The organism is Chloroflexota bacterium (genome assembly GCA_015478725.1).
GTDB lineage: Bacteria > Chloroflexota > Limnocylindria > Limnocylindrales > CSP1-4 > C-114.
The window spans coordinates 25,651-47,368 of the sequence record JADMIG010000001.1; the positions used below are offsets into that span (position 1 = coordinate 25,651).

The 21,718-nt window shown below is 70.6% G+C and carries 19 protein-coding genes and 1 tRNA gene; 15 read left to right on the forward strand and 5 right to left on the reverse strand.

Annotation, left to right across the window (positions count from 1 at the left end; translation table 11 throughout):
* The first annotated feature begins 597 nt into the window (after positions 1 to 597).
* From lpdA to IVW53_00150, 8 genes are all read left to right on the forward strand, one after another.
* Complete coding sequence (gene lpdA / locus IVW53_00115) at positions 598 to 2,040, forward strand: dihydrolipoyl dehydrogenase (protein ID MBF6603976.1); 1,443 nt, start codon at positions 598 to 600, stop codon at positions 2,038 to 2,040.
* Positions 2,041 to 2,067: 27 nt separating this feature from the next.
* On the forward strand, positions 2,068 to 3,174 hold the full coding sequence (locus IVW53_00120; protein MBF6603977.1) for a thiamine pyrophosphate-dependent dehydrogenase E1 component subunit alpha: 1,107 nt from the start codon (positions 2,068 to 2,070) through the stop codon (positions 3,172 to 3,174).
* Between the two features lie 136 nt (positions 3,175 to 3,310).
* Positions 3,311 to 4,294 carry an alpha-ketoacid dehydrogenase subunit beta gene (locus IVW53_00125; protein MBF6603978.1) on the forward strand — a complete coding sequence of 328 codons (984 nt, stop codon included), beginning with the start codon at positions 3,311 to 3,313 and terminating at the stop codon, positions 4,292 to 4,294.
* A 538-nt stretch (positions 4,295 to 4,832) separates the two neighbouring features.
* Complete coding sequence (locus IVW53_00130; GenBank protein ID MBF6603979.1) at positions 4,833 to 5,633, forward strand: helix-turn-helix domain-containing protein; 801 nt, start codon at positions 4,833 to 4,835, stop codon at positions 5,631 to 5,633.
* A gap of 160 nt (positions 5,634 to 5,793) precedes the next feature.
* Entirely contained in the window at positions 5,794 to 7,272 is a 1,479-nt protein-coding gene (locus IVW53_00135) for a 2-oxo acid dehydrogenase subunit E2 (GenBank protein ID MBF6603980.1), read from the forward strand.
* On the forward strand, positions 7,272 to 8,321 hold the full coding sequence (gene lipA / locus IVW53_00140) for a lipoyl synthase (GenBank protein MBF6603981.1): 1,050 nt from the start codon (positions 7,272 to 7,274) through the stop codon (positions 8,319 to 8,321). Before IVW53_00135 ends, lipA begins: the two co-directional genes overlap by 1 nt.
* Positions 8,322 to 8,336: 15 nt before the next feature.
* Complete coding sequence (locus IVW53_00145; GenBank protein ID MBF6603982.1) at positions 8,337 to 9,122, forward strand: hypothetical protein; 786 nt, start codon at positions 8,337 to 8,339, stop codon at positions 9,120 to 9,122.
* 36 nt (positions 9,123 to 9,158) lie between these two features.
* Positions 9,159 to 10,199 carry an adenosine deaminase gene (locus tag IVW53_00150; GenBank protein ID MBF6603983.1) on the forward strand — a complete coding sequence of 347 codons (1,041 nt, stop codon included), beginning with the start codon at positions 9,159 to 9,161 and terminating at the stop codon, positions 10,197 to 10,199.
* 13 nt (positions 10,200 to 10,212) lie between these two features.
* Here the strand turns inward: IVW53_00150 and IVW53_00155 are convergent, their stop codons facing one another.
* Positions 10,213 to 10,968 carry an ArsR family transcriptional regulator gene (locus IVW53_00155; protein MBF6603984.1) on the reverse strand — a complete coding sequence of 252 codons (756 nt, stop codon included), beginning with the start codon at positions 10,966 to 10,968 and terminating at the stop codon, positions 10,213 to 10,215.
* 581 nt (positions 10,969 to 11,549) lie between these two features.
* Here IVW53_00155 and IVW53_00160 point away from each other — a divergent pair.
* Complete coding sequence (locus IVW53_00160) at positions 11,550 to 12,716, forward strand: acyl-CoA dehydrogenase family protein (GenBank protein ID MBF6603985.1); 1,167 nt, start codon at positions 11,550 to 11,552, stop codon at positions 12,714 to 12,716.
* A gap of 11 nt (positions 12,717 to 12,727) precedes the next feature.
* On the opposite strand, the gene IVW53_00165 is transcribed toward IVW53_00160, so the two are convergent.
* A complete protein-coding gene (locus tag IVW53_00165; protein MBF6603986.1) occupies positions 12,728 to 13,216 on the reverse strand; it encodes a hypothetical protein in 489 nt (162 codons plus the stop codon).
* A gap of 60 nt (positions 13,217 to 13,276) precedes the next feature.
* Here IVW53_00165 and IVW53_00170 point away from each other — a divergent pair, with 60 nt between their 5' ends.
* Positions 13,277 to 13,780, forward strand: a complete 504-nt coding sequence (locus IVW53_00170; GenBank protein ID MBF6603987.1) for a hypothetical protein — start codon at positions 13,277 to 13,279, stop codon at positions 13,778 to 13,780.
* Here the strand turns inward: IVW53_00170 and IVW53_00175 are convergent.
* Positions 13,773 to 16,121, reverse strand: a complete 2,349-nt coding sequence (locus IVW53_00175; GenBank protein MBF6603988.1) for a hypothetical protein — start codon at positions 16,119 to 16,121, stop codon at positions 13,773 to 13,775. The genes IVW53_00170 and IVW53_00175 overlap by 8 nt on opposite strands.
* A 147-nt stretch (positions 16,122 to 16,268) precedes the next feature.
* Here IVW53_00175 and IVW53_00180 point away from each other — a divergent pair, with 147 nt between their 5' ends.
* From IVW53_00180 to IVW53_00200, 5 genes are all read left to right on the forward strand, one after another.
* The gene (locus IVW53_00180; protein ID MBF6603989.1) at positions 16,269 to 17,621 is read left to right on the forward strand and encodes a DUF1015 domain-containing protein; all 1,353 of its coding nucleotides are present in this window, start codon (positions 16,269 to 16,271) and stop codon (positions 17,619 to 17,621) included.
* A gap of 28 nt (positions 17,622 to 17,649) precedes the next feature.
* On the forward strand, positions 17,650 to 18,522 hold the full coding sequence (locus IVW53_00185; GenBank protein MBF6603990.1) for an alpha/beta fold hydrolase: 873 nt from the start codon (positions 17,650 to 17,652) through the stop codon (positions 18,520 to 18,522).
* 99 nt (positions 18,523 to 18,621) lie between these two features.
* Positions 18,622 to 18,698 (forward strand) — tRNA-Glu (locus IVW53_00190).
* 111 nt (positions 18,699 to 18,809) lie between these two features.
* Positions 18,810 to 19,388, forward strand: a complete 579-nt coding sequence (locus IVW53_00195; GenBank protein MBF6603991.1) for a nucleotidyltransferase domain-containing protein — start codon at positions 18,810 to 18,812, stop codon at positions 19,386 to 19,388.
* 3 nt (positions 19,389 to 19,391) lie between these two features.
* Positions 19,392 to 19,850 (forward strand): hypothetical protein, encoded by a 459-nt coding sequence (locus IVW53_00200; GenBank protein ID MBF6603992.1) that lies wholly within the window; start codon positions 19,392 to 19,394, stop codon positions 19,848 to 19,850.
* 206 nt (positions 19,851 to 20,056) lie between these two features.
* Here the strand turns inward: IVW53_00200 and IVW53_00205 are convergent, their stop codons facing one another.
* Both IVW53_00205 and IVW53_00210 read right to left on the reverse strand, forming a co-directional pair.
* Positions 20,057 to 20,557: a hypothetical protein gene (locus IVW53_00205; GenBank protein MBF6603993.1), complete on the reverse strand. Its 501-nt coding sequence runs from the start codon at positions 20,555 to 20,557 to the stop codon at positions 20,057 to 20,059.
* Complete coding sequence (locus IVW53_00210) at positions 20,541 to 21,704, reverse strand: nucleotidyltransferase (protein MBF6603994.1); 1,164 nt, start codon at positions 21,702 to 21,704, stop codon at positions 20,541 to 20,543. The genes IVW53_00205 and IVW53_00210 overlap by 17 nt, the downstream gene beginning before the upstream one ends.
* Between the last annotated feature and the right edge of the window lie 14 nt (positions 21,705 to 21,718).

Consider the following 21,718-nt stretch of genomic DNA (forward strand, 5'->3'; position numbering starts at 1 on the left):
TCCATGACCGGTCGCGCGTTGCACCGCACCGCACCGCGTCGCGCCCGGCAGAGGCGTCGCGCCCGGCACCCGGCACCGCGTTCTGCCCCGGCACCGCGTTCCGCCCGGCATCCCTGACAGATTTTCCCCAGGCGGGCGTTGGTCACGGCGGCCTCCGTGCATTCGGTCGCGATCTGCCGTTTTTGGCCGCATTCGCGGACATCTGTCCCCCTGGTGGTACAGATGGCCACACGGGAACGGCTGGCGAGGCTCGGTGCCGCCGGGGTTCGTGACCAGTGCCCTCCTGAAGAGCAGATGACCGGATCTCAGGGCGTCGACGCTGATCGACGTCGCCGATCCTGGCCCCGCCGCACCCCGCAGCTCGCCCCGCAGCCCCCGTCCGCGGATTAACTCCGCGGATCCACACGGACCAGCCCGCGACGGACCGCCCGCGCCCTCCCAGCACCGGGCCGCCCCGATGGACCGCTCTTCCTCGGACGGCAGTTGCGCGGTTGCGCCGTTCTCGGCGCCACGCGTACCATCGGTTCGATGATCCACGCTCGAGTCGGCACGGCGGATCGAATCACCGCCTCCGCGACTGTTCGGCCCGCCTGACCCATGGCCGTCGGTTCGTCGAACTCGTTCGATCTCGTCGTCCTCGGGGCGGGTACGGGCGGCTACACCGCGGCGTTCCGGGCGGCCCAGCTCGGACTCCGGGTCGCCCTCGTCGACGAGGACAAGATCGGCGGCACGTGCCTGCATCGCGGTTGCATCCCGACGAAGGCGCTCCTCGAATCGGCCGAGATGGTGAACCGCGCCCGACATCTCAAGGACTATGGCGTCGTGTTGCCCGGCGAGCCCGCCGTGGACTATGCGCAGATGGCGGCCCGCCGCGACCAGGTCGTCAAGCGGATGTGGACCGGGCTCAAGAGCCTCGTCGTCAAGAACCAGGTGACCTGGATCGACGGTCGCGGCCGCCTCGACGGCCCGGGCCGGGTCCGGATCCGCCAGCCGGGCGACGACGGCACTCCGGGCGCGGGCGGCGAGCGCCTTCTCGAGGCGACGGACATCATCCTCGCGACGGGTTCGCGCGTGAAGAGCCTGCCCGGCCTTGAGCTGGACGGAGCGCGGATCATCACGAGCGACGATGTCCTCCGCCGCGCGGATGCGCCGAAGAGCATCGTCATCGTCGGTGGCGGAGCGGTCGGGGTCGAGTTCGCGAGCTTCTTCCACGATATCGGAACCTCGGTCACGCTCCTCGAGTATCTGCCCGCGATCGTCCCCCTCGAGGACCGCGAGGTGAGCCAACTCCTCGAGCGGAGCTTCACGAAGCGCGGCATCCGGGTCATGACGAAGGCGCGGTTCGACGCGACGAGGGTGGAGACCACGGCGGACGGGATCTGCGTCGATGTCGGACCGGAGGGTGGCTCGAGCGAGGAGATCCGGGCCGACGTCATGCTCGTGGCGACCGGCCGGGCCGCGAACATCGAGGAGATCGGCCTCGAGACCACGAAGGTGGAGACGGACCGCGGGATCGTCAGGGTGAATGGCCGGATGCGGACGAAGGAGCCGCACATCTATGCCATCGGCGACATCGTCGGCGGTCTATGGCTCGCCCATGTCGCCGCTCATGAGGGAATCGTCGCGGCGCACACGATCGCCGGCGAGAACGACGTCCACGAGATCGACTATCTCCAGCAGCCGCGGGCGACGTACTGCCGACCGGAGATCGCCTCGATCGGACTGACCGAGCAGCAGTGCGCGGAGCGGGGCCTGCCGGTCAAGATCGGGAAGGTCCCGTTCCAGGCCATCGCGAAGGCGCTCATCGGCGGCGAGTACGAGGGCTTCGCCAAGGTCATCGGTCACGCCGAGACGAACGACACGCTCGGGGTCCACATCGTCGGCCCGCACGCCACGGATCTCATCGCCGAGGCGTCCCTGGCGTTCAGCCTCGATGCGACACCATGGGAGATCGGCGGAGCGACGCACGCCCACCCGACCCTGTCCGAGATCATCGGCGAAGCCGCGCTGGCTGCCGACGGGCGATCGATCAACTTCTGACCAGGCGCGAGGGAGGCCCACGGGCCGATGGCCGCGACACCGCGAACCCGCGAGGAGCAGCCCCCGGTAGATGGCGGCGACCCTTCGGTCAACGTCGGGAAGCCAGGGGCCGAACACGGGAAGTCCGCTGCCCGCCTCGGAGCGGACCTCGGCCTGGACGACGACGCGCTCGTAGGCATGTACCGCATGGTCGCCCTCGCGCGAGCCATCGACGAGCGGATGTGGATCCTCAACCGGTCCGGCCGGATCCCATTCGTGATCAGCGGCCAGGGCCATGAGGGTGCCCAGGTGGGCATCACCTGGGCGCTCCGTCGGGCGCACGACTGGATCGCCCCGTTCTACCGCTCCATCGCGACGTGCCTCACGTTCGGGATGACGGCTCGCGACATGATGACCGCTCAGTACGCGACGGCGAACGACCCGTCCTCCGGCGGCCGCCAGATGCCCGGGCATTACGGCCACCCGTCCCACAACATCGTGAGCGTCAGTTCGCCGGTCGCGACCCAGATCCTCCACGCTGTCGGGATCGCCCTCGCCGCTCGGATCCGCGGCACGGACCAGGTCGCCATGACGTTCATGGGGGAGGGGAGCTCGAACCAGGGCGATGTGCACGAAGGGCTGAACTTCGCGGCGATCCATCATCTACCGTTCGTCCTCGTCGTCGAGAACAACGGATACGCGATCAGCGTGCCGGCGACGAAGGAACTCGCGCTGCCGGACGTGGCGGCGAGGGCGAGCGGCTACGGGATCCCGGGCGTCGTGGTCGACGGCGCTGACGTGCTAGCGTGCTATCGCGCTAGCAAGATAGCGGTCGAGCGGGCGCGGCGCGGTGAGGGTCCGACCCTCATCGAGGCGAAGGTCACCCGGCTCACCGGTCATTCCTCGGACGATCAGCAGACGAAGTACCGCGCAGCGGAGGAGCTCACTGCCGAGCGGGCGCGCGATGCCCTCCCGCACTTCCGCGAGCAGCTCCGGGCGGTCGGCATCCTCGACGATGCGACCGTGGCGCGGATCGACGCCGAAAATCGGGTGATCGTCGACGACGCGACGACGTACGCGGAGGCGCAGCCCGACCCGGATCCGGCGACCGCACTCGACCACGTCTATGCCGAAGGCGTCGAGGGGACGTTCTGATGGCGGAGTATCCGATGCCGCCGGCCGCGGGTCCCCCGATGGGGGCGCATCCGACGCGGGCAGCCGCGGGGCCATCGGTCCTGGGTCCCGTCGCTCGTCCCTCCGAGGGCCGTCCCTCCGAGGGCCGTCCCGACTGATGCCCGTCAAGACATTCATCGAGGCGATCCGCGAGGGGCTCGCGGAGGAGATGCGCCGCGACCCCACGACGATCGTTCTTGGCGAGGACGTCGGCCTCAAGGGCGGAGTCTTCCTCGCGACCGACGGATTGCACGGCGAATTCGGTGATGACCGCGTCATCGACACGCCGCTCACCGAATCGATGATCGTCGGTGCGTCGATCGGGGCGGCGGTCAACGGCCTCAGGCCGATCGCCGAGATCCAGTTCGCCGACTTCATCTTTCCGGCCTTCAACCAGATCCTCTCCGAGGCGGCTCGGATGCGATACCGGAGCAACAACGCCCTCGGGGTGCCGATGACGATCCGCGCGCCATATGGAGGCGGCGTCCACGGGGCGCTCTATCACAGCCAATCCGTCGAGGCGTTCTTCACCCACATCCCGGGATTGAAGGTTGTCATCCCATCGACCCCGTACGACGCCAAGGGGTTGCTGCGGTCGTCGATCCGGAACGACGACCCGGTCCTGTTCTTCGAGCACAAGAAGATGTACCGGTCCGTCCGCGGCGAGGTGCCCGACGGTGAGTACACCGTGCCGCTCGGACGGGCGCAGGTCACGCGCGTCGGGTCGCGAGTGACAGTCGTGGCGTACGGATTGATGGCCCACTACGCGCTCGAGGCCGCTGACCGGGCGGCGGAGGACGGGATCAGCGTCGAGGTGGTCGACGTTCGGACGCTTCGGCCGCTCGATCGCGAGACGCTCCTCTCGAGCGTCCGCAAGACTGGCAAGTGCCTGGTGGTGTACGAGGACAACAAGTTCGGCGGATACGGCGCGGAGATCGCCGCCATCGTCGCCGAGGAGGCCTTCGAGTTCCTCGACGGGCCGGTGACACGGGTGGCCGGTCCGGATGTACCCGGCGTCCCGTACAACCACGTGCTCGAGGACTGGTTCATGGTGAACCCGGACAAGATCCTCGCGGCGATCCGGACGCTCGCTGCGTACTGACACGCGCCGGGTGCGTCGTATGCGCAAACGGGACGTCGGTCCCTCGCTTTTACGCGCCAGGTGCGTCGTACGCAGGATCGCGGCTGCGACCGACCCGCGATCCCACCTGCCGCACGCGTGCGGGTTCGGATGCGGCGACTCGGGTGATGCTTCTCCGGCGATGGTTCCTCTCTTGCACTGATCCGATGCGTAAACGAGGTGATCCCGACCAGCGTGGGAAGGTCCGACCGGCGCGGGCTGCGGGATCGCGGGTACGACGGGGCACGCACCGCACGCACGGAATCGTCGGCGGGTAGGGTCGTCGACGCGCGCGTGGCGATGTCCGGGGCGGCGGTATCGCTGCGTACCGCGCTTGTCGGTCGCCACTGTCGATGAGTGGCGGATGAGCGCCCACGCATAGGCTCCTCATCGTCTGACGTCCGTGCTCCCGAGCCTCACGAACAGCTCAGTGAACGGCCGACCGAGAGCCGCGCCCCCGTTCCGCCAACCGAGAAGCGAGTCCATGGCCCGATGAGCCACGCCCGATGAGTCACGTCCGATGAGCCACCACCGCGTCGGGCGTGCCATTCGTGCCCTGCGCCATCGGCTCTCGTGGCGCCAGCAGGATCTCGCCGACAGGGCGCGGCTCAGCCAGGACGCCGTCTCGAGGGTCGAGCGCGGGCTGATCGATGGGATGACGGTCGACAAGCTCCAGCGGATCGTCGACGCGGTCGACGGCGAGCTTGTCCTCCTGGTGCGCTGGCGGGGCGGTGAACTCGATCGCCTGCTCGACGCCGGACACGCGCACCTCGTCGCCTGGACGGCGTCCCTTCTGACACGGCTCGGGTGGCAGCCGGAACTCGAGGTCTCGTTCTCGGTCTTCGGGGAACGTGGGTCGATCGATGTGCTCGCCTGGCACCCGCCATCGCGAACGCTGCTCGTGGTCGAGGTCAAGACGGAGCTCGTTTCGGTCGAGGAGACGCTCCGTCGCCACGACGTGAAGACCAGGCTCGGCGCCCAGATCTCCGAAGCGCGCTTCGAGTGGCGGCCGACCGTGGTCGGGCGTGTCCTCGTGCTGCCCGGAACAGCGACCGCGCGGCGGCGGGTGAACCATCAGGGGGTGGTCTTCGAGCGGGCATACCCGGTCCGGAGCTGGGAGCTCCGATCATGGCTGCGTCGGCCCACCGAACCGGTCCGCGGCCTGCTGTTCGTACCCCCTACGCACCTCACGCGTGGTAAGCGCGGTCCGACGGGCAGTCTGGCGCGGCGGCGGATCCGCCACGCTCGAACGTTCGATGTGCCGCCTCGGATCCGCCCGGATCCTGGCGACGGCGCTCTCTACGACGCACCGGGTGCGTAACCGACGCGACCCCGCCCGCGGCCAACCCCGCCCCCAGCCGGCTCCGTCCACCTGCCTGCGCACCCGGCGGCCGGATGCGCGACACTAGCGGCCGGCCGACTCCACCGACTCGACCGATCCGACCCTCGGCAGGAGGACACGATCAGTGGCCAGAGTGACGATGCCCCAGCTCGGCGAGAGCGTGGCGGAGGGGACGATCGGCAAGTGGCTCAAGCAGCCCGGCGATCACGTCGCGAAGTATGAGCCGCTGCTCGAAGTCATCACGGACAAGGTCAACGCGGAGGTGCCGTCGCCCTTCGAGGGAACGCTCGTGGAGATTCTCGTCGAGGAAGGGGCGACCGTCCCGAACAACGCCGAGATCGCGGTGATCGCCGAAACCGGATCGACCGACGCGACCGCCGAAACCGGATCGACCGACGCGACCGCCGGCGCCCACGGCCCGGCCGGTTCCGACGAACGGCCGGGGCACCGCGAACCGGCGAACGGCCACACCGAACCAGGCGCAGCGCCCACGTCCACCTCCGCGTCGACGGCAGCGCCAAGGGCCACATCCGCGCCGGCCACATCCGCGCCGGCCACATCCGCGCCGGCCGCATCCGCCAGGACCGCCCTGGCCGGCGACCCGGACGCGAGGATGACGCCGGCGGTCCGTCGCCTCCTCCGTGAGCACGGGCTTACCGCGGCGCAGATCGCCGGCACCGGGGGTGGCGGTCGCATCACCCGTGACGACGTCCTGGCGATCGTCGAGGCGATCCGGACGGGTCACGTCTCGCCTGCGGCGGCCGCAGCGACAACGCCGTCATCGACGAGCTCGTCCGCGGCGGCCAGCCCAGCGGCGGCCAAGCCATCGTCGCCCAGCCCAGCGGCGCCCGGTCCGGCCACCGCGCCCCCGTCCGCCCAGGTCGCGTCCACGGTGGTCTTCCCGCCCGGGGCGGACGAGCTCCTTCTCCCGATGACCCAGATGCGCAAGGGGATCGCCGCGCAGATGACCCGGGCGCTCGCCGTGCCGCACGCCTACGTCCATGTCGAGGTCGACCTCGCGAATCTCGTCCGCCTGCGCGAATCGGCGAAGGGCGACTACCAGGCGCGCGAGGGGATCGGCCTCAGCTACGTGCCGTTCGTCGTCAAGGCGTGCGTCGAAGCGCTCCGCCGCCGCCCCACGCTCAACGCCCACTGGACGGACGCCGGTCTGCTCGCGAAACGGCGGATCAACGTCGGCGTCGCGGTCGCGGTCGACGATGGGCTCATCGTCCCGGTCATCCGCGATGTCGACCAGCTGTCGATCAACGGCCTCAACCACGCGATCGCGGACGTCGCGACGCGCGCCCGAGCGAACAAGCTCCGGCTCGACGACGTCGGCGGCGGCACCTTCACCGTCGACAACACGGGCTGGCTCGGCTCGAACCTCACGATGCCGATCATCAACGTGCCGGAGGTGGCGATCCTCACGATGGAGGCGATCACGAAGCGGCCGATCGTCGTGGAGTCCGCCGCGGGCGACATGATCGCGATCCGGCCGATCATGAACATGGTCCTCGGGATCGATCATCGCGCGAACGACGGCGCGGGCGCGACCGCGTTCCTCCGCGACGTCAAGGCCTCCCTCGAGGCGATCGGACCTGAGACGGCGATCAACTGATGGGCCGCGAGCTGCCGATCCTCGACTCGCCCGGCGGTCACGGCCACCGCGAGCCGTTGACGCTGGCGCTCGGCGGTGGCGGCTCGTTCGCGACCTCCGCCGAGGACGGCTCGGTCCCGTTCCGCCGGCACCCCGACTGGATCAGGGCGCGGATGCCGTCCGGCGAGAACTACCACGAGCTCAAGCGGCTGCTCCGCGGTCTCGAGCTCAACACCGTCTGCGAGGAAGCACGCTGCCCGAACATCGGCGAGTGCTGGGACCAGCGGACCGCGACGATCATGATCCTCGGCGACACCTGCACGCGAGCCTGCGGTTTCTGTGCGATCAAGACCGGCCGACCCACCTGGAATGACGAGGACGAGCCTCGGCGCGTCGCGGAGGCGGTCGCGGCGCTCGGCCTCGAGCACGTCGTCGTCACGAGCGTCGCGCGCGACGATCTCCCGGACGGCGGTGCCCACGTCTTCGCCGAGACGATCCGCCGGCTCAAGGCAGCATCGCCGCTCATGGGCGTCGAAGTCCTCATCCCGGACTTCAACGGGCAGGCGGAACCGCTCCGTCAGGTCATGGAGGCCCGCCCGGACATCCTCAACCACAACCTCGAGACGGTCGAGCGGCTCCAGAAGCCGGTCCGCAGGCGGGCTCGCTGGGATCGCTCGCTCGGCGTCCTCGCCCGGGCCAAGTCAGACGCGGCCGAGATCGGCCAGCCGGTCCACACGAAGAGCTCGCTCATGGTCGGTCTCGGCGAATACCGCGCCGAGCTCACGGCAGCGTTCCACGCCCTTCGAGAGGTCGACTGCGACATCCTCACGATCGGCCAGTACCTGCGCCCGACCTCGAACCACCTGCCACTCATCCGCTACTACCATCCGGACGAATTCGCGGATATGAAGACCGAAGCTCTCTCCTTCGGTTTCCGACACGTCGAATCCGGCCCGCTCGTCCGGTCGAGCTACCACGCCCGCGATCAGGTCCCGGGCGCCGAGCTTCGGCGCCTCCGCCGCGAGGCGACCCTCGACGCGGAAGGCCGAGTCGTCCCCGTCGCGAGCTGACCGACGGCGCCGACGGTGCCCGCCGACGACACCCGACGCGACGTCCCGGCTGACGCTCGCCCCGACCGGCCGATCGAGTTCACGGCGAGCCGTGTCGGTGGCGCGCCGCCGAGGGCGCTCTCCGTGGCCGTCGGGTGCCTCATCGTCACCCTGGTCGCCCTGGCGATCGTGAAGCCGTGGGTCGGCGAGCCGGCCCCGGATGGCGCGTCGGCCGCGATCGCCGTGGCGTCCGTGGCGCCACCACCGACGCTCCCGACACCATCGTCGCCGTCCCGCCCGGTCGGCGAGGTCGGCCCGTCCCTCACGGTCGGCGGTGTCGTCGCTGTTCCGCCCGCCTTGCCGGCGACCGTCGCCGCCGTGCAGCGACTCCTGGCCCGGCGGACGGGATCATGGGGCGTCGGCGACGGCGGATCCGGACCGAGACTCATCCGCGACGATCCATGGTGGGATTGGGCGGCCGTGGCACCGGTCAGCGCCGCGACCTTTCCGAGTTCGCTCATCCGCTGGGCGGATACGAGTCTGTGCTCGGGCGCGCCCACCCTGCTCGATCGTCCGTCCGTCGTCGCCGTGACGTCGCCGCTCGCAGTCGGCCTCGCCTGGACCCACGCAGGCTGGTGGTCCGACGGCGTCCTCATCACGGGGATCGCCGATGAGCTGCGGATCCTCTCCGTCCCGAGCTCCCCGCCGCTCCTGTCCCTCGAACGGCGTGACGGCCAGCCGTGGCCCGACGGTCGCTACGAGCTCCATCTCCGGGCGGGTGGCGACGCGCTCGCGGTCTCGTTCTGCATCGGTCATGGATGACGGGGCAGGGGGTATCCTCAGCGGGTGACCCGTCAGCTGGCCCGCCGCATCCCGCTCGCGGAGCTCCACTGTCACCTCGGGGGCGCCGTGACGCCGGCGATCATGTGGGGCATCGCCCATTCCCAGGGGATCCGGCTCCCGACCAAGGACTACTGGGAGTTCCGGGACATGATCACCGTGTCGCGCCGCTCCCACAGCTTCGATGGCTACCTCCAGCTCTTTCACTGGACCGAGCTCATCCAGTCGAGCCCGCTCGCGGTAGAGCGGGCGGTATACGAGGTCGTCGGCGGCGCGTACCGGAAGAACAACGTCACGACGATGGAGCTCCGCTTCAACCCGATGAAGCGGAACCGGGGTGGCGAGCAGGATCTCGACCACATCATCGCCGCCGCCGTTCGCGGCATGGACAAGGCCACCCTGGAGTATCCGGTCAAGCCCGGGCTCATCTTCTGCATGGACCGCGCATTCCCGTTCGAGCTCAACGAGATCATCTGCGAGAAGGCCATCGCGTGGCGGGACCGAGGCGTCGTCGGCATCGACATCGCCGGTCCCGAGTCCGCCACCTTCCGGCTCGCGGACTATCGGCGGCTCTATCGGCGGGCGCGACAGTTCGGTCTCGGGCTCACCGTCCACACGGGGGAATCCGGCCCCGTCGACGAGATCGCCCGGGCGGTCGAGCTTCTCGAGCCCGATCGGCTCGGCCACGGCGTGAAGGCCGCCTACGACCCTCGGGCGATGGCGATGATCCGCGAACGCGGCATCGTCCTCGAGCTGTGCCCCACATCGAACCTCAACACCCGCGTCGTCTCCGGGTGGGAGGAGTTCCGCTGGATCTTCGACACGTTCCGCCGCAACGGCATCCGCTTCACGATCAACACGGACGGTCCGGAGATGCTCAAGACGTACATCCGCGACGAGCTCGCCACGCTCGGCCGGCTCGGGATCCTCGCGGTGGAGGACCAGGAGCAGGTGGCCGCGACTTCGCTCGCCGCCTCGTTCGTGCCGAACGTCTCCGACGTGCCGACGCTCGCAGTCGCGCCGCCGCCTCGCGAGGTCGTCGAGCGCGAGGAGGCGTGAGGGTCAGCGCGGGTCATCGCGGCGAGGTGTTCACCCGATAGCTGCAGCACCGATCGCCGGCGAGGATGTGCGACTCGCGGACGACCTCCGCGCCGAGCACATCGCGGAACAGGTCGAGCTCGGCGGCACAGGCCGCGGGCGAGCCCTGGGCCGCATGGAGGATCGCGCAGTTGTGCTCGCGAAGGCCGATCGTGCCGTCGACCGCGACGAACGGTTCGCTCAGGTATCCCTGCTCGTCCTGGATCACGGCCAGCTCGCGGACGCGGTCCGCGAGGGGCGCGTCCGAACCGAGCCGGGCGGCCATCGTGGCCCGGACGCGATCGCCGAGCTGGCGTCGTCGGGCGCGGAATACGTCGTCGAGGAGCTCCTCGCCACCGATCGATCCGATGGCCCTGAGGAGGCTCACCGCGAGACCGTCGTAGTTGGCAGGGAAGAGCCCCTGGGCGTCCGCGGTGACATCGTAGCGATGGCGAGGTCGGCCGACGCCGTGCCGTTCTGGAGTCCGATCGACCAGGCCCGCCGCCTCGAGGGCACGGAGGTGCTGGAGGATGGACCCACGGCTCGCCTCGAGGGCCCGGATCAGACCGTCGAGCGTTGCCGGGCCGTGGCGGCGGAGTTCGACGAGGATCGCCTGCCGGGCGGCCGCAGTCCTACGGGCCACCGTCTGACGGGCCCCCGTGCCGCTGTCCACCGGTCGTTCGTCCACCGGTCGCCGGACGGCCGCGGGACCGACGGGTGCGGCGGCGTCCGTTGGCTCGATGCCGGGCATCGCCGAAGGCTAGCACCGAGCGCGGATCGGCGCTGCTGCCCGCGTCCGCCGTCGCGACCCTTCGGACGCTGTTGCCCGCGTCAGCCGGCCGTCCACGGATTTCCCGCATATCGACTCCTCCAGACCGCTACGTGATATCGGGACCGCGGCGCACCCGATCCGGCCGCCTGCGAGTCGCCTGCGATCTCAGGCCGCGAGAATCGTTCCCACAGAGCGAGATGGCGGACGGTTCGAGCGGCCGATCAGGGCCCGCAGGGCGGTCGCCGGTCGCGTAATCGTCTGCACGAAGCGATCAGCGCCGATTCCCGATTGGCGGAACGTTGGGAGGGGTGCGTAATTCCCGATGGGTCGAGCCGGGACGGCGACCGACACCCCCGACGCGCCGAACCCGGAGTTCCGCCGGACCCGGAGTTCCGCCGAACCCCGGAGGCGCGCCGATGCCGGATGCGACGAGGTCCGGAGCCGGGTCGGCGCCCGATGCGGCGAACGGGCCGAATGCGCCGACCACCGGCGCGTCACCGCCCCGCCGCTGCGACCCTGCGGGCCACCGGCTCCACGCCGAGTGCTACGCTCGCCCGACGATGGATCTCGATCTCTCCGCCGAGCACGTCCTCCTCCGCGACACGATCCGGGAGTTCATGGCGGCCGAGGTCGCCCCCGTCGTCGAAGAGCACGAACGGGCGCGGCGCTTCCCGCGCGAGATCGTCGATCGCATCGGTGCGCTCGGCTGGCTCGGCATCCCGATCCCGGAGGACGAGGGTGGCGCGGGTCTCGACACGCTCGCCTACGCGATCGCGGTCGAGGAGATCGGCCGCGTCTGGGGCAGCCTCGGCCTCATCGTCGCCGCCCACACGAGCCTCGGCTGCGCGCCACTCCACCTGGCCGGAACGGCCGCGCAGAAGGAGCGCTATCTCGTCCCCCTGGCGTCGGGGCGGGTCATCGGTGCCTACGGCCTGACAGAGCCCGGTGCGGGATCCGACTCCGGCGGCACGCGGACCACGGCTCGCCACGAGGAGGGGCCGGACGGCGGGACGTGGGTCATTGACGGCGGCAAGCGATTCATCACCAACGCCGGGCAGGCCGGGACGTACATCGTGACCGCCCGCAGCGGCACTCGCGACGACGGCGGCGCCGAGATCAGCGCGTTCATCGTGTCCGGCGAGGCGCCGGGGTTCTCGATCGGTCGTCTCGAGGAGAAGCTCGGACTCCACGCGTCCGCGACGGGCGAGCTCCGGTTCGAGGGGGTCCGCGTCCCGGCCGCCGACATGCTCGGCTCCCGCGGCGACGGATTCCGGATGTTCCTCGCGGTCCTCGACGGCGGCCGCATCAGCATCGCGGCCCTCGCCGTGGGAATCGCCCAGGCAGCCCTCGACGCGTCGATCCCGTACGTGCGCGAGCGTGAGCAGTTCGGCCGCCCGATCGGGACCTTCGAGGGTGTCGCGTTCCGGATCGCCGACATGGCCACCGAGCTCGAGGCCGCCCGGGCGATGGTCTGGCGCGCCGCGTGGCTCAAGGATCGCGGTCGCGACTTCGGCCTGGCGGCGGCCCAAGCGAAGCTCTACGCGTCGGAGGTCAGCTCACGGGTGACCAACGCGGCGATCCAGGTCCACGGCGGTTACGGCTACATCGCCGAGTATCGGGTCGAGCGGTTCTTCCGTGACGCCAAGCTGACCGAGATCGGCGAGGGGACGAGCGAGATCCAGCGGCTCGTCATCGCCCGGAAGGTCCTCGGCCTCAGGGTGGTCTGAGGGTCCTGGATCTACGGGTAGCCACCGCCGGACGACGTCCCGCCGTCACCCGCCGCGACCGCGAGGCCGGCCTGGAGCTGCGCCTTGAACGCGGGTGCCCACGGACCCTGGCCGCTCAGGACGTACGGCGAGATCGCGAGCGACTCGTAGGTCTGCGGGTCCGTCACGTACGACTGGGCGCACGAGCCGACGTCCGTCGAGCGGCGGACGAATGCAGCGTGGTCGTTGAAGACGTAGAGGTACATCGGGACGGCGGTCGCCTGGTCGAGGCCGCTTGCGGTGAAGGCGATCGCCGTCCTGGCGAGGTCCGGGTTCACGCATCCGGCATCGCCGGAGACCACGTTCAGGATCGTGAGGCCCCGGGCCTGGAGCACCTGGGACAGGCCACCGAAATCCGCCGGCGTGGGCATGGGTGGGACGCTCGACGTGGTGCAACCGGCGACGAGGCCGGCGACGAGGACGAGGCGCGCCACGCCGAGCGCGCGGATGGATCCGATCACCGCGCGAGGCTACCATCGGCGCTACGATGGCGCCCCGAACGGAGGCGCCCAGGCGCGACGATGGACCACCTCGACCGGACGCCGGAGCTCGCCCTCGACGAGCTCACCGCCGCGCTCCCGACGCTCGGTCCTGCCGAGTGCGCCCGGCTCCATGCCTTCTGGGCGGGTTCCGACCCGGTGCGACGGGCGACCGCCCATGCGAGAGCCCAGACGGCCGCGACGGCCGCGCCCGATCGGCGCGCCGCCATCCGCGATGTGCAGGACGCGATCGTGCGCTGGGGCGACGAGCCACAGACGCATGGCACGACCGGCTGGGGCGAGCAGTGGGTCGACCCCGATCCGGTGGAGACGGCAGGCGGCTCGGCTCGTTCGGCGGCCGTGCCGGCGATCGTCGACGCAGCGCTCGCGCTCGCCCTCCGGGACCTCCTCGATCCGGCCGATTTCGAGGCCCTCGTGGACCCCTGGCGCGATGCGATCGGCGACGAGGCCCTCGTCGACGGCGGCGCGCCGGATCCGGGCTCAGGCGAGGTGGAGGCGGACCCGGCCGTCCCTCCGACTACCTGAGGACGACGAAGCCGTCGATGTCGACCCGCGGATGGCGGGCCGTGCCGATCGTGACGACCTGCAGCCGGTGGGTGCCCGCGGACGGCCAGGCGGTGGCGTAGACGAGCTGGCGATTGCGCGCCGCGGCGAGGTAGAGGCTCCGCGTCCCCACGTACCGTCCGTCGACGTACAGGCGGACGCTCCCGCTCGTGGGGCCCATCGCGGAGAGGAAGGCGACCGCCGAGCCGACGAACGTGAACGTCGCCGTGGCTCCTGCCGCGGTCGCCATCCTCGTGCTGCCACCACTGGCCCGCGCGCTCGTGGCCGACTTCCACGTGCCGCTGTACGCAACGTGCGTGGTCTCCTCGTAGAGGATCGGCGTCACCGGCGTCACCGCCGCGTTCGGGCCGACGTTGCCCGCCGCGTCCACGGCACGGACCTGGAACCGGTAGGTGTGGCCGAGGAGAATCGTGTGGGTCAGCCCGAGAGCGGTCACCTGGCCGATCGTGAAGAACCCGGTCCCGTCGATATCCTCGTCGACCTGGTACGTCGCGACGCCGCTGGTCGGGTCGGCCGCCGGGCCCCACGTGAGTCGCACGGCGAGCGAGCTCGAGGCCGCGGACGTGTCCGTCGCGAGCGTTGCCGGAGCGACGATCGTCGCGACGATCGGTCGGCTGGGGACGGGCGGCGCGGTCGCGTCGGCAGTCAGTCGGGCGATGTCCGTCACCCACGTTCCGTCGGCGGCGACGACCTCACCGACCATCCAGGCCGCCCCGGTGCCCACCACGTCCGCGGCGATCCCGGCGTAGTCGCCCCAGCGTTCGCCCGCATAGGGCGCCGCGCTCCGGTCGAGGACCTGCGGCACGCTCAGGCCACCGGCCGCCGTCCACGTCGCGAACTCGATGTCCGGGTTCAGCGTGGGCGAGGAGGTGCTGAACGAGGCGAACAGCGTGCCATCGGCGGATAGCGTGAGGCCCGGTGTGTAGACGTCCACCCCGGGCGCGGTGACGATGAAGTCCGCCGGCGCGGTCGGGACCGCCGTCGACGTGTCGAGCTGGGTGTACCTGGCCGCGTCCGCCGGCCCGCTCGTCGTGGCGGTCGCCGCAGTCGCCACGAACCAGAGGATGCCGTTCCGCCACACCGCGTCGAGCGGACGTTCGTCGACCGCGAGCGAGATCGTGTCGCCGCCTGCCTGCCGGGGGGCCGGAGGGATGCTGAACGCGGCGACTGCGGCGGGCCCGGTGGTGAGGTCGATGAAGCCGCTCGTGGTCGCGGCCGTCGCCGGCCCGCTGAGGACCTTGTACATGACATCGGGGGTGGCGCCGATCGCATCCTCCGCGATGAGGTGAATGTCCGGACTCGGGCTGAGGACCTGGGCCGGCCTGATCGAGAAGAGGCTGCTGTCCGCGTCCGTCCAGACGAACGAGAGGGGACCGCCGGCGATCACGGTGGCCCAGTCGATCGCGAGGATGGCCGCCCCGAGGAACGCTCCGGCGCCGCGGAAATCGTTGGCCGTGATGACGATCTTGTCCGTCGAGCTCGCGATCGTCGGCTGATCCGGGAGGATGCCGCCGCTCGGGAACGCGAAACGGTCCCAGGCCCCGAGCGGATCGGCCGTCTCGGACACGACGAGGTAGATGAAGTTCGCGCTGAAGTCCGGGTTCTTGCTGACGATGCTCCCCACCCACCGACCGTGCCAGGCGTCCCAGAGGATCCGTGGATCCGATTCCTCCTGACCGACCGGGACGCCGAAGAACGCCCACGTCGGCGTCGTCTGGAGCGGATCGCCGACTCGATCGTAGATCCGGACGGCCCCGTTCACCGACGCGACGACCGATGTGGCGTTGACGGCGACCCATCCATCCGGCGGCTCCGCCCCGCTCTCCGCCTGGGTCAGCCCCCCGAACGCGAACGCGACCGTGGCGGCGACCGAGGAACCTGGCGCGATGGGGGTGGGTATCGTTCGGCCACCGAGCGAAACCGCGACGTGCTGCCCGGGCTGCGTTCCCCCAGGCTGCGTGCCGGCACCGGGCGGCGTCGCGCCCGGCGACAGCCGCGGGGCTCGCGACGCGGTGCCGATCGGGCGCGGTGCCCATCCCGACCCGGCGGGCCGCGGTGCGGCGATCGATGCGGTCCGGGCGGCGATCGCGGGCGTGATGGCGCCCAGCTCCATGACGTGGACGCGGGCACCGTGCTGCGGTGCGACGACTCCGGATCCCGTCGTGGCCATCGTCCCCGCCGCCGACGCACCACCGGCCGTGACCCCGAACAGGTACGCCGCGGCGATCCCGGCGGTCACCAGGCGGAGGTACCGGGACACGCCGACTCGCGTCGTGGCCGAGTGGTGTGGCAGCGCGGACATGCCCGGCCTCCCGTCTCCAGGTCTCGTGACGCCGCGACCACGCCTCGGCGGGGTCGATTGTGGCACGCCTGTCGTACGATGGCGGCGAACCCGAAACCCGTCGTCCGGCGATCGTCGTCGGCCCGGTCGCCGCTGCCCGAGGAGCCTGTGCCCGAGATCAAACCCTTCCGCGCGCTTCGATACGAGGTGGAGGTGGTCGGCGACCTCGGGCTCGTCACGAGCCCGCCGTACGACGTGGTCGATCCCGCCGGGCAGGCCGAGCTCCTCGCCCGCCACCCGAGGAACGTCATCCGGCTGGACCTGCCGGCCGCGGAGCTCGGCGACGAAGCCGACGACCGCTACCGGCGCGCCGCCCGGACGTTCGCCGCCTGGAGATCGGACGGGACGTTCCACAAGGATCCGCGACCGTCGCTCTACGTCTACGAGCAGACCTACGCTGTGCCCGGGACGGCAGTCGAGCACACCCAGCGCGGATTCTTCGCGCGCCTCAGGCTCGAGCCGTTCGAGGCCGGCACGATCCTCCCCCACGAGCGGACGCTCACGGCGCCGAAGGAGGATCGATACAAGCTCCTCCGGGCGACCGGCGCGAACATGAGCCCCGTCGTCGCGCTGTTCGACGATCCGGATCGCCGCGCAGCCGCGGTTCTCGCGCGCGTCGCGAACGGGGAAGCGGGGCGTCTCGTCGCCGACGTCACCGATGGCGACGGCGTGCGCCATCGGATGTGGATCCTGCCGGCGGCGGCCGCCGGGGACGACGCCCCGGTCGATCCGTCGCCCGCGACCCTGACCGCCGTGGCCGGTGCGCGGCCGATCACGATCGCTGACGGGCATCATCGCTACGAGACGGCGCTCCGCTACCGCGACGAACGGCGCATGAGCCGGTCCTGCGAAGAGGATCCCGCCTTCGACTACATCCTCACCCTCTTCCTCGCCACGAGCGAACCGCTCACCGTCCTGCCGACCCATCGGATCGCGCTCGGACTCGGCGACGACGGCACGGCCGCCCTCCTCGCCTCGATCGGCGATTGGTTCGAGGTGTCGCCGGTGGAGGGGCCGTCCGCCCTCCTCGACGCCTTCGGTCCGGCGGCGCAGGCGGCGGATCCACGGGCGGGCGGTCGCGGCAGATTCGGCCTGTGGACCCGGTCCGGCGGAGCGATCCTCAGCGCCAGGCCACGAGCGTTCGAGGCGGCGCTGCCCCCGGGTGGGAGCGCGGTCCGTGGCCTCGATGTCGTCCGCCTGCAGGTCGTCCTCGAGCGACTCGCCGGCATGGACGGCGCGTCGATCGCGGGCGGACGCGTTCGCTACACCAAATCGGCGTCGGAGGCGATCGAGGACGTCGAACGGGCCGTCGACGGAGCGGACGCGGCGTTCCTTCTCGAGGGCACCCCCGTCGCGGACATCGTGGCGGTTGCCGCGGCCGGCGACGTCATGCCCCAGAAGTCGACGTACTTCTTCCCCAAGGCTCTCAGCGGCCTGCTCATCAACCCTCACGAATGGTGAGATCAGCGCGAACGAGGACGACCGCACGATGACCGACCCAGCGCACGGAGCCGCCACCCTCGCGAGCCAGGCCCTCGGCGCCCGACCGATCCGCAAGGACGAGATCGAGCTGTTCGATCGGGGCGTGTACATCGAGAGCTGGCTGCCGGAGCGCCGCTCGCGGCGGCGGCCGCTCCTGTTCGTCCATGGCGAACTCGGCGGGTCGTGGGTCTGGGAGCGCTATCTCGGTCACTTCGCGTCGCGCGGCTGGGAGGGGCACGCGGTCAATCTCCGCAACCACTACTGGTCGCAGACGGCGGACCCCACGACCCTGACCGTCGAGTCGTACGTCCTCGACGTCCTCGCGGCCCTCGATCATCTCGGCGACGGGACCGTCCTCGTGGGTCACGGCCTCGGTGGACTCCTCGCGCTCAAGGCCGCCGAGCGGCATCCGGTCGGCGGGCTCGTCCTCCTCAGTCCGGAGCTGCCGCGCGACCTTCGCGTGCCCGCCCGCCTGCACGAGCTCCGTGAGCTCGGCGACGTGTACGGCAAGGATCGGATCGGCTGGGAGACCCTGTCCGAGCGGATCCAGCGCGACAACAGCGACCTGACCCTGGACGACGTCCGGCGCATCCAGCACCTCCTCGGCCAGAAGCCCCACGAATCCGGCGTGTCGCGACGTGAGGTCCTCAGCGGCGTGGGCGTGGACCGGGATCGCCTGGTCGGCGTCCCGATCCTCGTCGTCGGGGCCGGCCTCGACCGGATGGTCCCGGAGCCCGGGTCCGAACGACTCGCGGACTGGCTCGGGGCGGCCTACGAGCCGTTCGGCGCCCATTCGCACTTCGGCCTCGTCGCCGGCGAGCACAGCCATGTCCAGGTGGCCGAGGCCGTCCGGGCATTCCTCGAGACGAACCGGCTCTGAGCCGCGCCGGGTGCCTGCCCGGCGCCGACCGGATGGCGTCGATTCGCGGTCGGCTGGTATCATGCCGGCCGGTCCGACGGAGTGCCGCCGAGCCGCCGCGCCGCATTCGTCTAGAGGCCCAGGACACCGCCCTCTCAAGGCGGAGACCACCGGTTCGAATCCGGTATGCGGTACCAAATTCGCCATTTCTGGCACGATCCACGTTCGGATCGGGCCTTTCGTTGGCCTCGTCCGGGGCCGGGCCAGCCGGTGGACAGATGTGCGCCTCGGGGTGTACATATGTCCACGTGCAGGCTGACATCGCGCTATTTGGCGAGTCCAAGGTCCGGCGCCAGATCCTCGAGCGGTTCTTCTCGCGGCCGGGGGTTGTTCGCCATGTCCGCGAGCTCGCCCGGGAGCTCGACCGCTCGCCGACGATCGTCGGGGCCGAGCTCGACCGGCTCGAGCGGACCGGCGTCCTGACTTCCGAACGGATCGGCCGGGCGCGTCGCTACCGGGTCGACGACGCTTCGCCGATCGCGGCCGAGATCCGCTCGCTCGTACGCAAGACGATCGGCATCGAGGCCCGCCTACGCGCGGCGCTCGCGGATCTCGATGGCGTCGAGGAGGGATTCCTGTACGGCTCGTACGCGCGGGGCGACGAGCGGGCGACGAGCGACCTTGACCTGTTCGTCATCGGAGCGGTCGACCAGGTGGCGCTGACCGAACGACTCGCCGAGCTCGAGCGCGAGCTCGATCGCGACGTCAACGTCACGACCCACGAGCGCGCAGAGCTGGAGCGGCTGCGCGCCGCAGGCGACCGGTTCATCGAGACCGTCCTCGCCGGGCCGCGCATCCAGCTTGTCCCGACCACGGTGGGTGGCTGACCGATGCCAGCGCCTACCCTCGCAGAACTCGTCCGAGCGGGCCTGCTCCAGCGCAAGCCGCCCGACACCGGCCGCGTCGCGGGCTGGCTGGACCGCTCGCGCAAGGATCTCGCGCTCGCCAAAGATGTGCTTGCGGGTGTCGATCGCGATCGCGCGATGGCCGTCGCCTACGAGGCCGGATACCGCTGCTGCGCAGGCCTCCTCGACTTGGCCGGCTACCGCGTGACCAGCCAGCCTGGTCACCACCGGGCGGCGATCGACGCGACCACCGAACTCGTCGGCGACGCCGAGCGGGCACGCCTGCGCCGCCTCGATCGGGCGCGCCGCTTCCGCAACGACGCGCTCTACGGCGACGTCGCGACGGCCGGCGCAGGTGAGTTTGCTCAGCTGCTCCGCGATGTCGCCTGGCTGCTCGAGCGACTCGCGACCGAGCACGAACGCGCCGCGCCCCCGGGACGGTAGGTAGCCGTCGAGCCGGAGCCGAGGATCAAACAAATAGGTATGGCGCGGCTGACTCCTGTCGGGCGCGCCAGTACAGATGTTCTATTACGATGCGAGCGCCCTCGACCGGGTGACGCTCGCATCGTCGTCTGTGACAAGTGTTACAGCCCGTGTCACAAACCCTCTCGGGAGCACTCGAGGCTCGGCTTCGTCCAGCGGACCACTCGTCAAGCGGCGCGATCGAGAGGCGCGCGCTGCTCGATCTTCGGGACGTCCCGATGCACTTCCTCGCCGAGCCACTCGCCTGTCTCCCGGAAGTAGAGCTCCTTGAAGAGGTGCGCCACCGCTGTGTCGACGAGCTTGAGCACACCATCTGCTCGGTTCCACTGGCGGTTCGGTGGGTCCTTCGGGTACCACATGCAGAGTCGGTTGGCGCCGAAGGTGTGCCGCATCGGTCCGTGCCAGCCCTCGGCGGTCACCTGCACGGCGCGTCGCTCGTCAAGCTCGATCCGCAGGACGTGTCGCTCGTCGTAGGCCGGCACGGAGACCGGGACCAGCCAGATGTACGCCTGGAGTCGGAAGTTGGTCGAGACCCGCTCGAACGCGTAGTGATCGCCCAGCCCTCCCTCGAGGCGCGCGAGGCGATGAACGCGCTCGGCGAGCGCGACTGGCTTGCGCGGACCCAGCGGCCCGCGGCGGCGATCCGAGGGCCTACTCGTGGTCGGCACCGAACGATCGGCCCGGGACGATCGGGCGCCCGCCGCCCGAGACGATCGCGCCGCCCGTGATGCCGGCCGGGCCCCTGCGAAGTGCCGCGGCGACCGACTCCTTGAACTCGTCCCTCGGCGGCTTCGGGAACTCCTCGCCAAACAGGTCGTGCCACAGCTGGACGCTGGTGGCGTTGGCTTCGGCGTTCAGCGCCTCGCGTGCGGCACCCGCCGCCGTCGCGACCAGCCGCCAGAACCTCGCGAACTGCTCGGGCGTGATCTTCTTGAAGACGTCGTGCTCAGGCACGCCGCGGTCGGGCAGGATCGGCTTCTGTTCGGTCTGGACGTCGATCCGGTAGTTGTCGCGGATCGCCTCGAGCGCCAGCGTCACGCCCTCGGCTACCGACCCGACTCCGTCGGGGCAGGTGTCGCCGACCAGGTGCTCCAGCGGATAGCCCTTCGGGTACTTCCCATCGGGGTTCTCCTTCCGCCACCACTTGATGGCGCGGACGACGTTGATGTAGTGGCCGTCCATGTTGTCGTTCTTCTCATGGGTCCAACGGATCTGCTCGAGCGGGTGGGTCCGCTCCCAGCGGCCGAGGTCGCGCGACGGGATCAGGAGCGGATCGCGCTGCCACTCCTCGAGCCGGGCGCTCTTGGCGATGCGGTCGAAGGCCTCCCGGAAGTTCAGGGGCTCCGGCGCGGGCAGGCCGGTGCGGGCGGCCTTGAACGTCGGGTCGACCGACTCAAAGAACTCCTGTTGGACCTTCGACGGCGCCGCGGTGACGACGAGGTCGAGGGTGACGTCCTTGCCGGCCGGCGTGATCTTGATCGCGCGGTCCTGGCGCTCCCACTGGCCCGGGTAGTACTTCTCGAGGAACGGCGTGAAGCGGGCAACGACGAGGTCCGGCGTGTAGCGGATCGGGTCAAGCGTCGTGACCACGACGACATCGACGTCGGCGTGCGGGTCCTCGCCGTTGGGCTTGGTGCCGGTGTCCCGGCGATAGCTGCCCTGGAGGAAGGTCGAGACGATGATGTCGCGGAGATCCGCGTCGGCCAGCAACAGGCCGCGCAGGCGCAGGTGCTCGTCCCGGCACTGGTTGGCGAGCTCCTCCGGCAGACGGACGTTCTTCAGAAAGCGCTCGAATGCGGGTGTCGCGGTGGTCACGGGTTCAGTCCTCC

Bases quoted from the DNA above. Each gene is read 5' to 3' on its own strand.
- lpdA (MBF6603976.1), top strand. From the start codon at position 598: ATGGCCGTCGGTTCGTCGAACTCGTTCGATCTCGTCGTCCTCGGGGCG.
- IVW53_00120 (MBF6603977.1), top strand. From the start codon at position 2,068: ATGGCCGCGACACCGCGAACCCGCGAGGAGCAGCCCCCGGTAGATGGC.
- IVW53_00125 (MBF6603978.1), top strand. From the start codon at position 3,311: ATGCCCGTCAAGACATTCATCGAGGCGATCCGCGAGGGGCTCGCGGAG.
- IVW53_00130 (MBF6603979.1), top strand. From the start codon at position 4,833: ATGAGCCACCACCGCGTCGGGCGTGCCATTCGTGCCCTGCGCCATCGG.
- IVW53_00135 (MBF6603980.1), top strand. From the start codon at position 5,794: ATGCCCCAGCTCGGCGAGAGCGTGGCGGAGGGGACGATCGGCAAGTGG.
- lipA (MBF6603981.1), top strand. From the start codon at position 7,272: ATGGGCCGCGAGCTGCCGATCCTCGACTCGCCCGGCGGTCACGGCCAC.
- IVW53_00155 (MBF6603984.1), bottom strand. From the start codon at position 10,968: ATGCCCGGCATCGAGCCAACGGACGCCGCCGCACCCGTCGGTCCCGCG.
- IVW53_00160 (MBF6603985.1), top strand. From the start codon at position 11,550: ATGGATCTCGATCTCTCCGCCGAGCACGTCCTCCTCCGCGACACGATC.
- IVW53_00170 (MBF6603987.1), top strand. From the start codon at position 13,277: ATGGACCACCTCGACCGGACGCCGGAGCTCGCCCTCGACGAGCTCACC.
- IVW53_00175 (MBF6603988.1), bottom strand. From the start codon at position 16,121: ATGTCCGCGCTGCCACACCACTCGGCCACGACGCGAGTCGGCGTGTCC.
- IVW53_00185 (MBF6603990.1), top strand. From the start codon at position 17,650: ATGACCGACCCAGCGCACGGAGCCGCCACCCTCGCGAGCCAGGCCCTC.
- IVW53_00200 (MBF6603992.1), top strand. From the start codon at position 19,392: ATGCCAGCGCCTACCCTCGCAGAACTCGTCCGAGCGGGCCTGCTCCAG.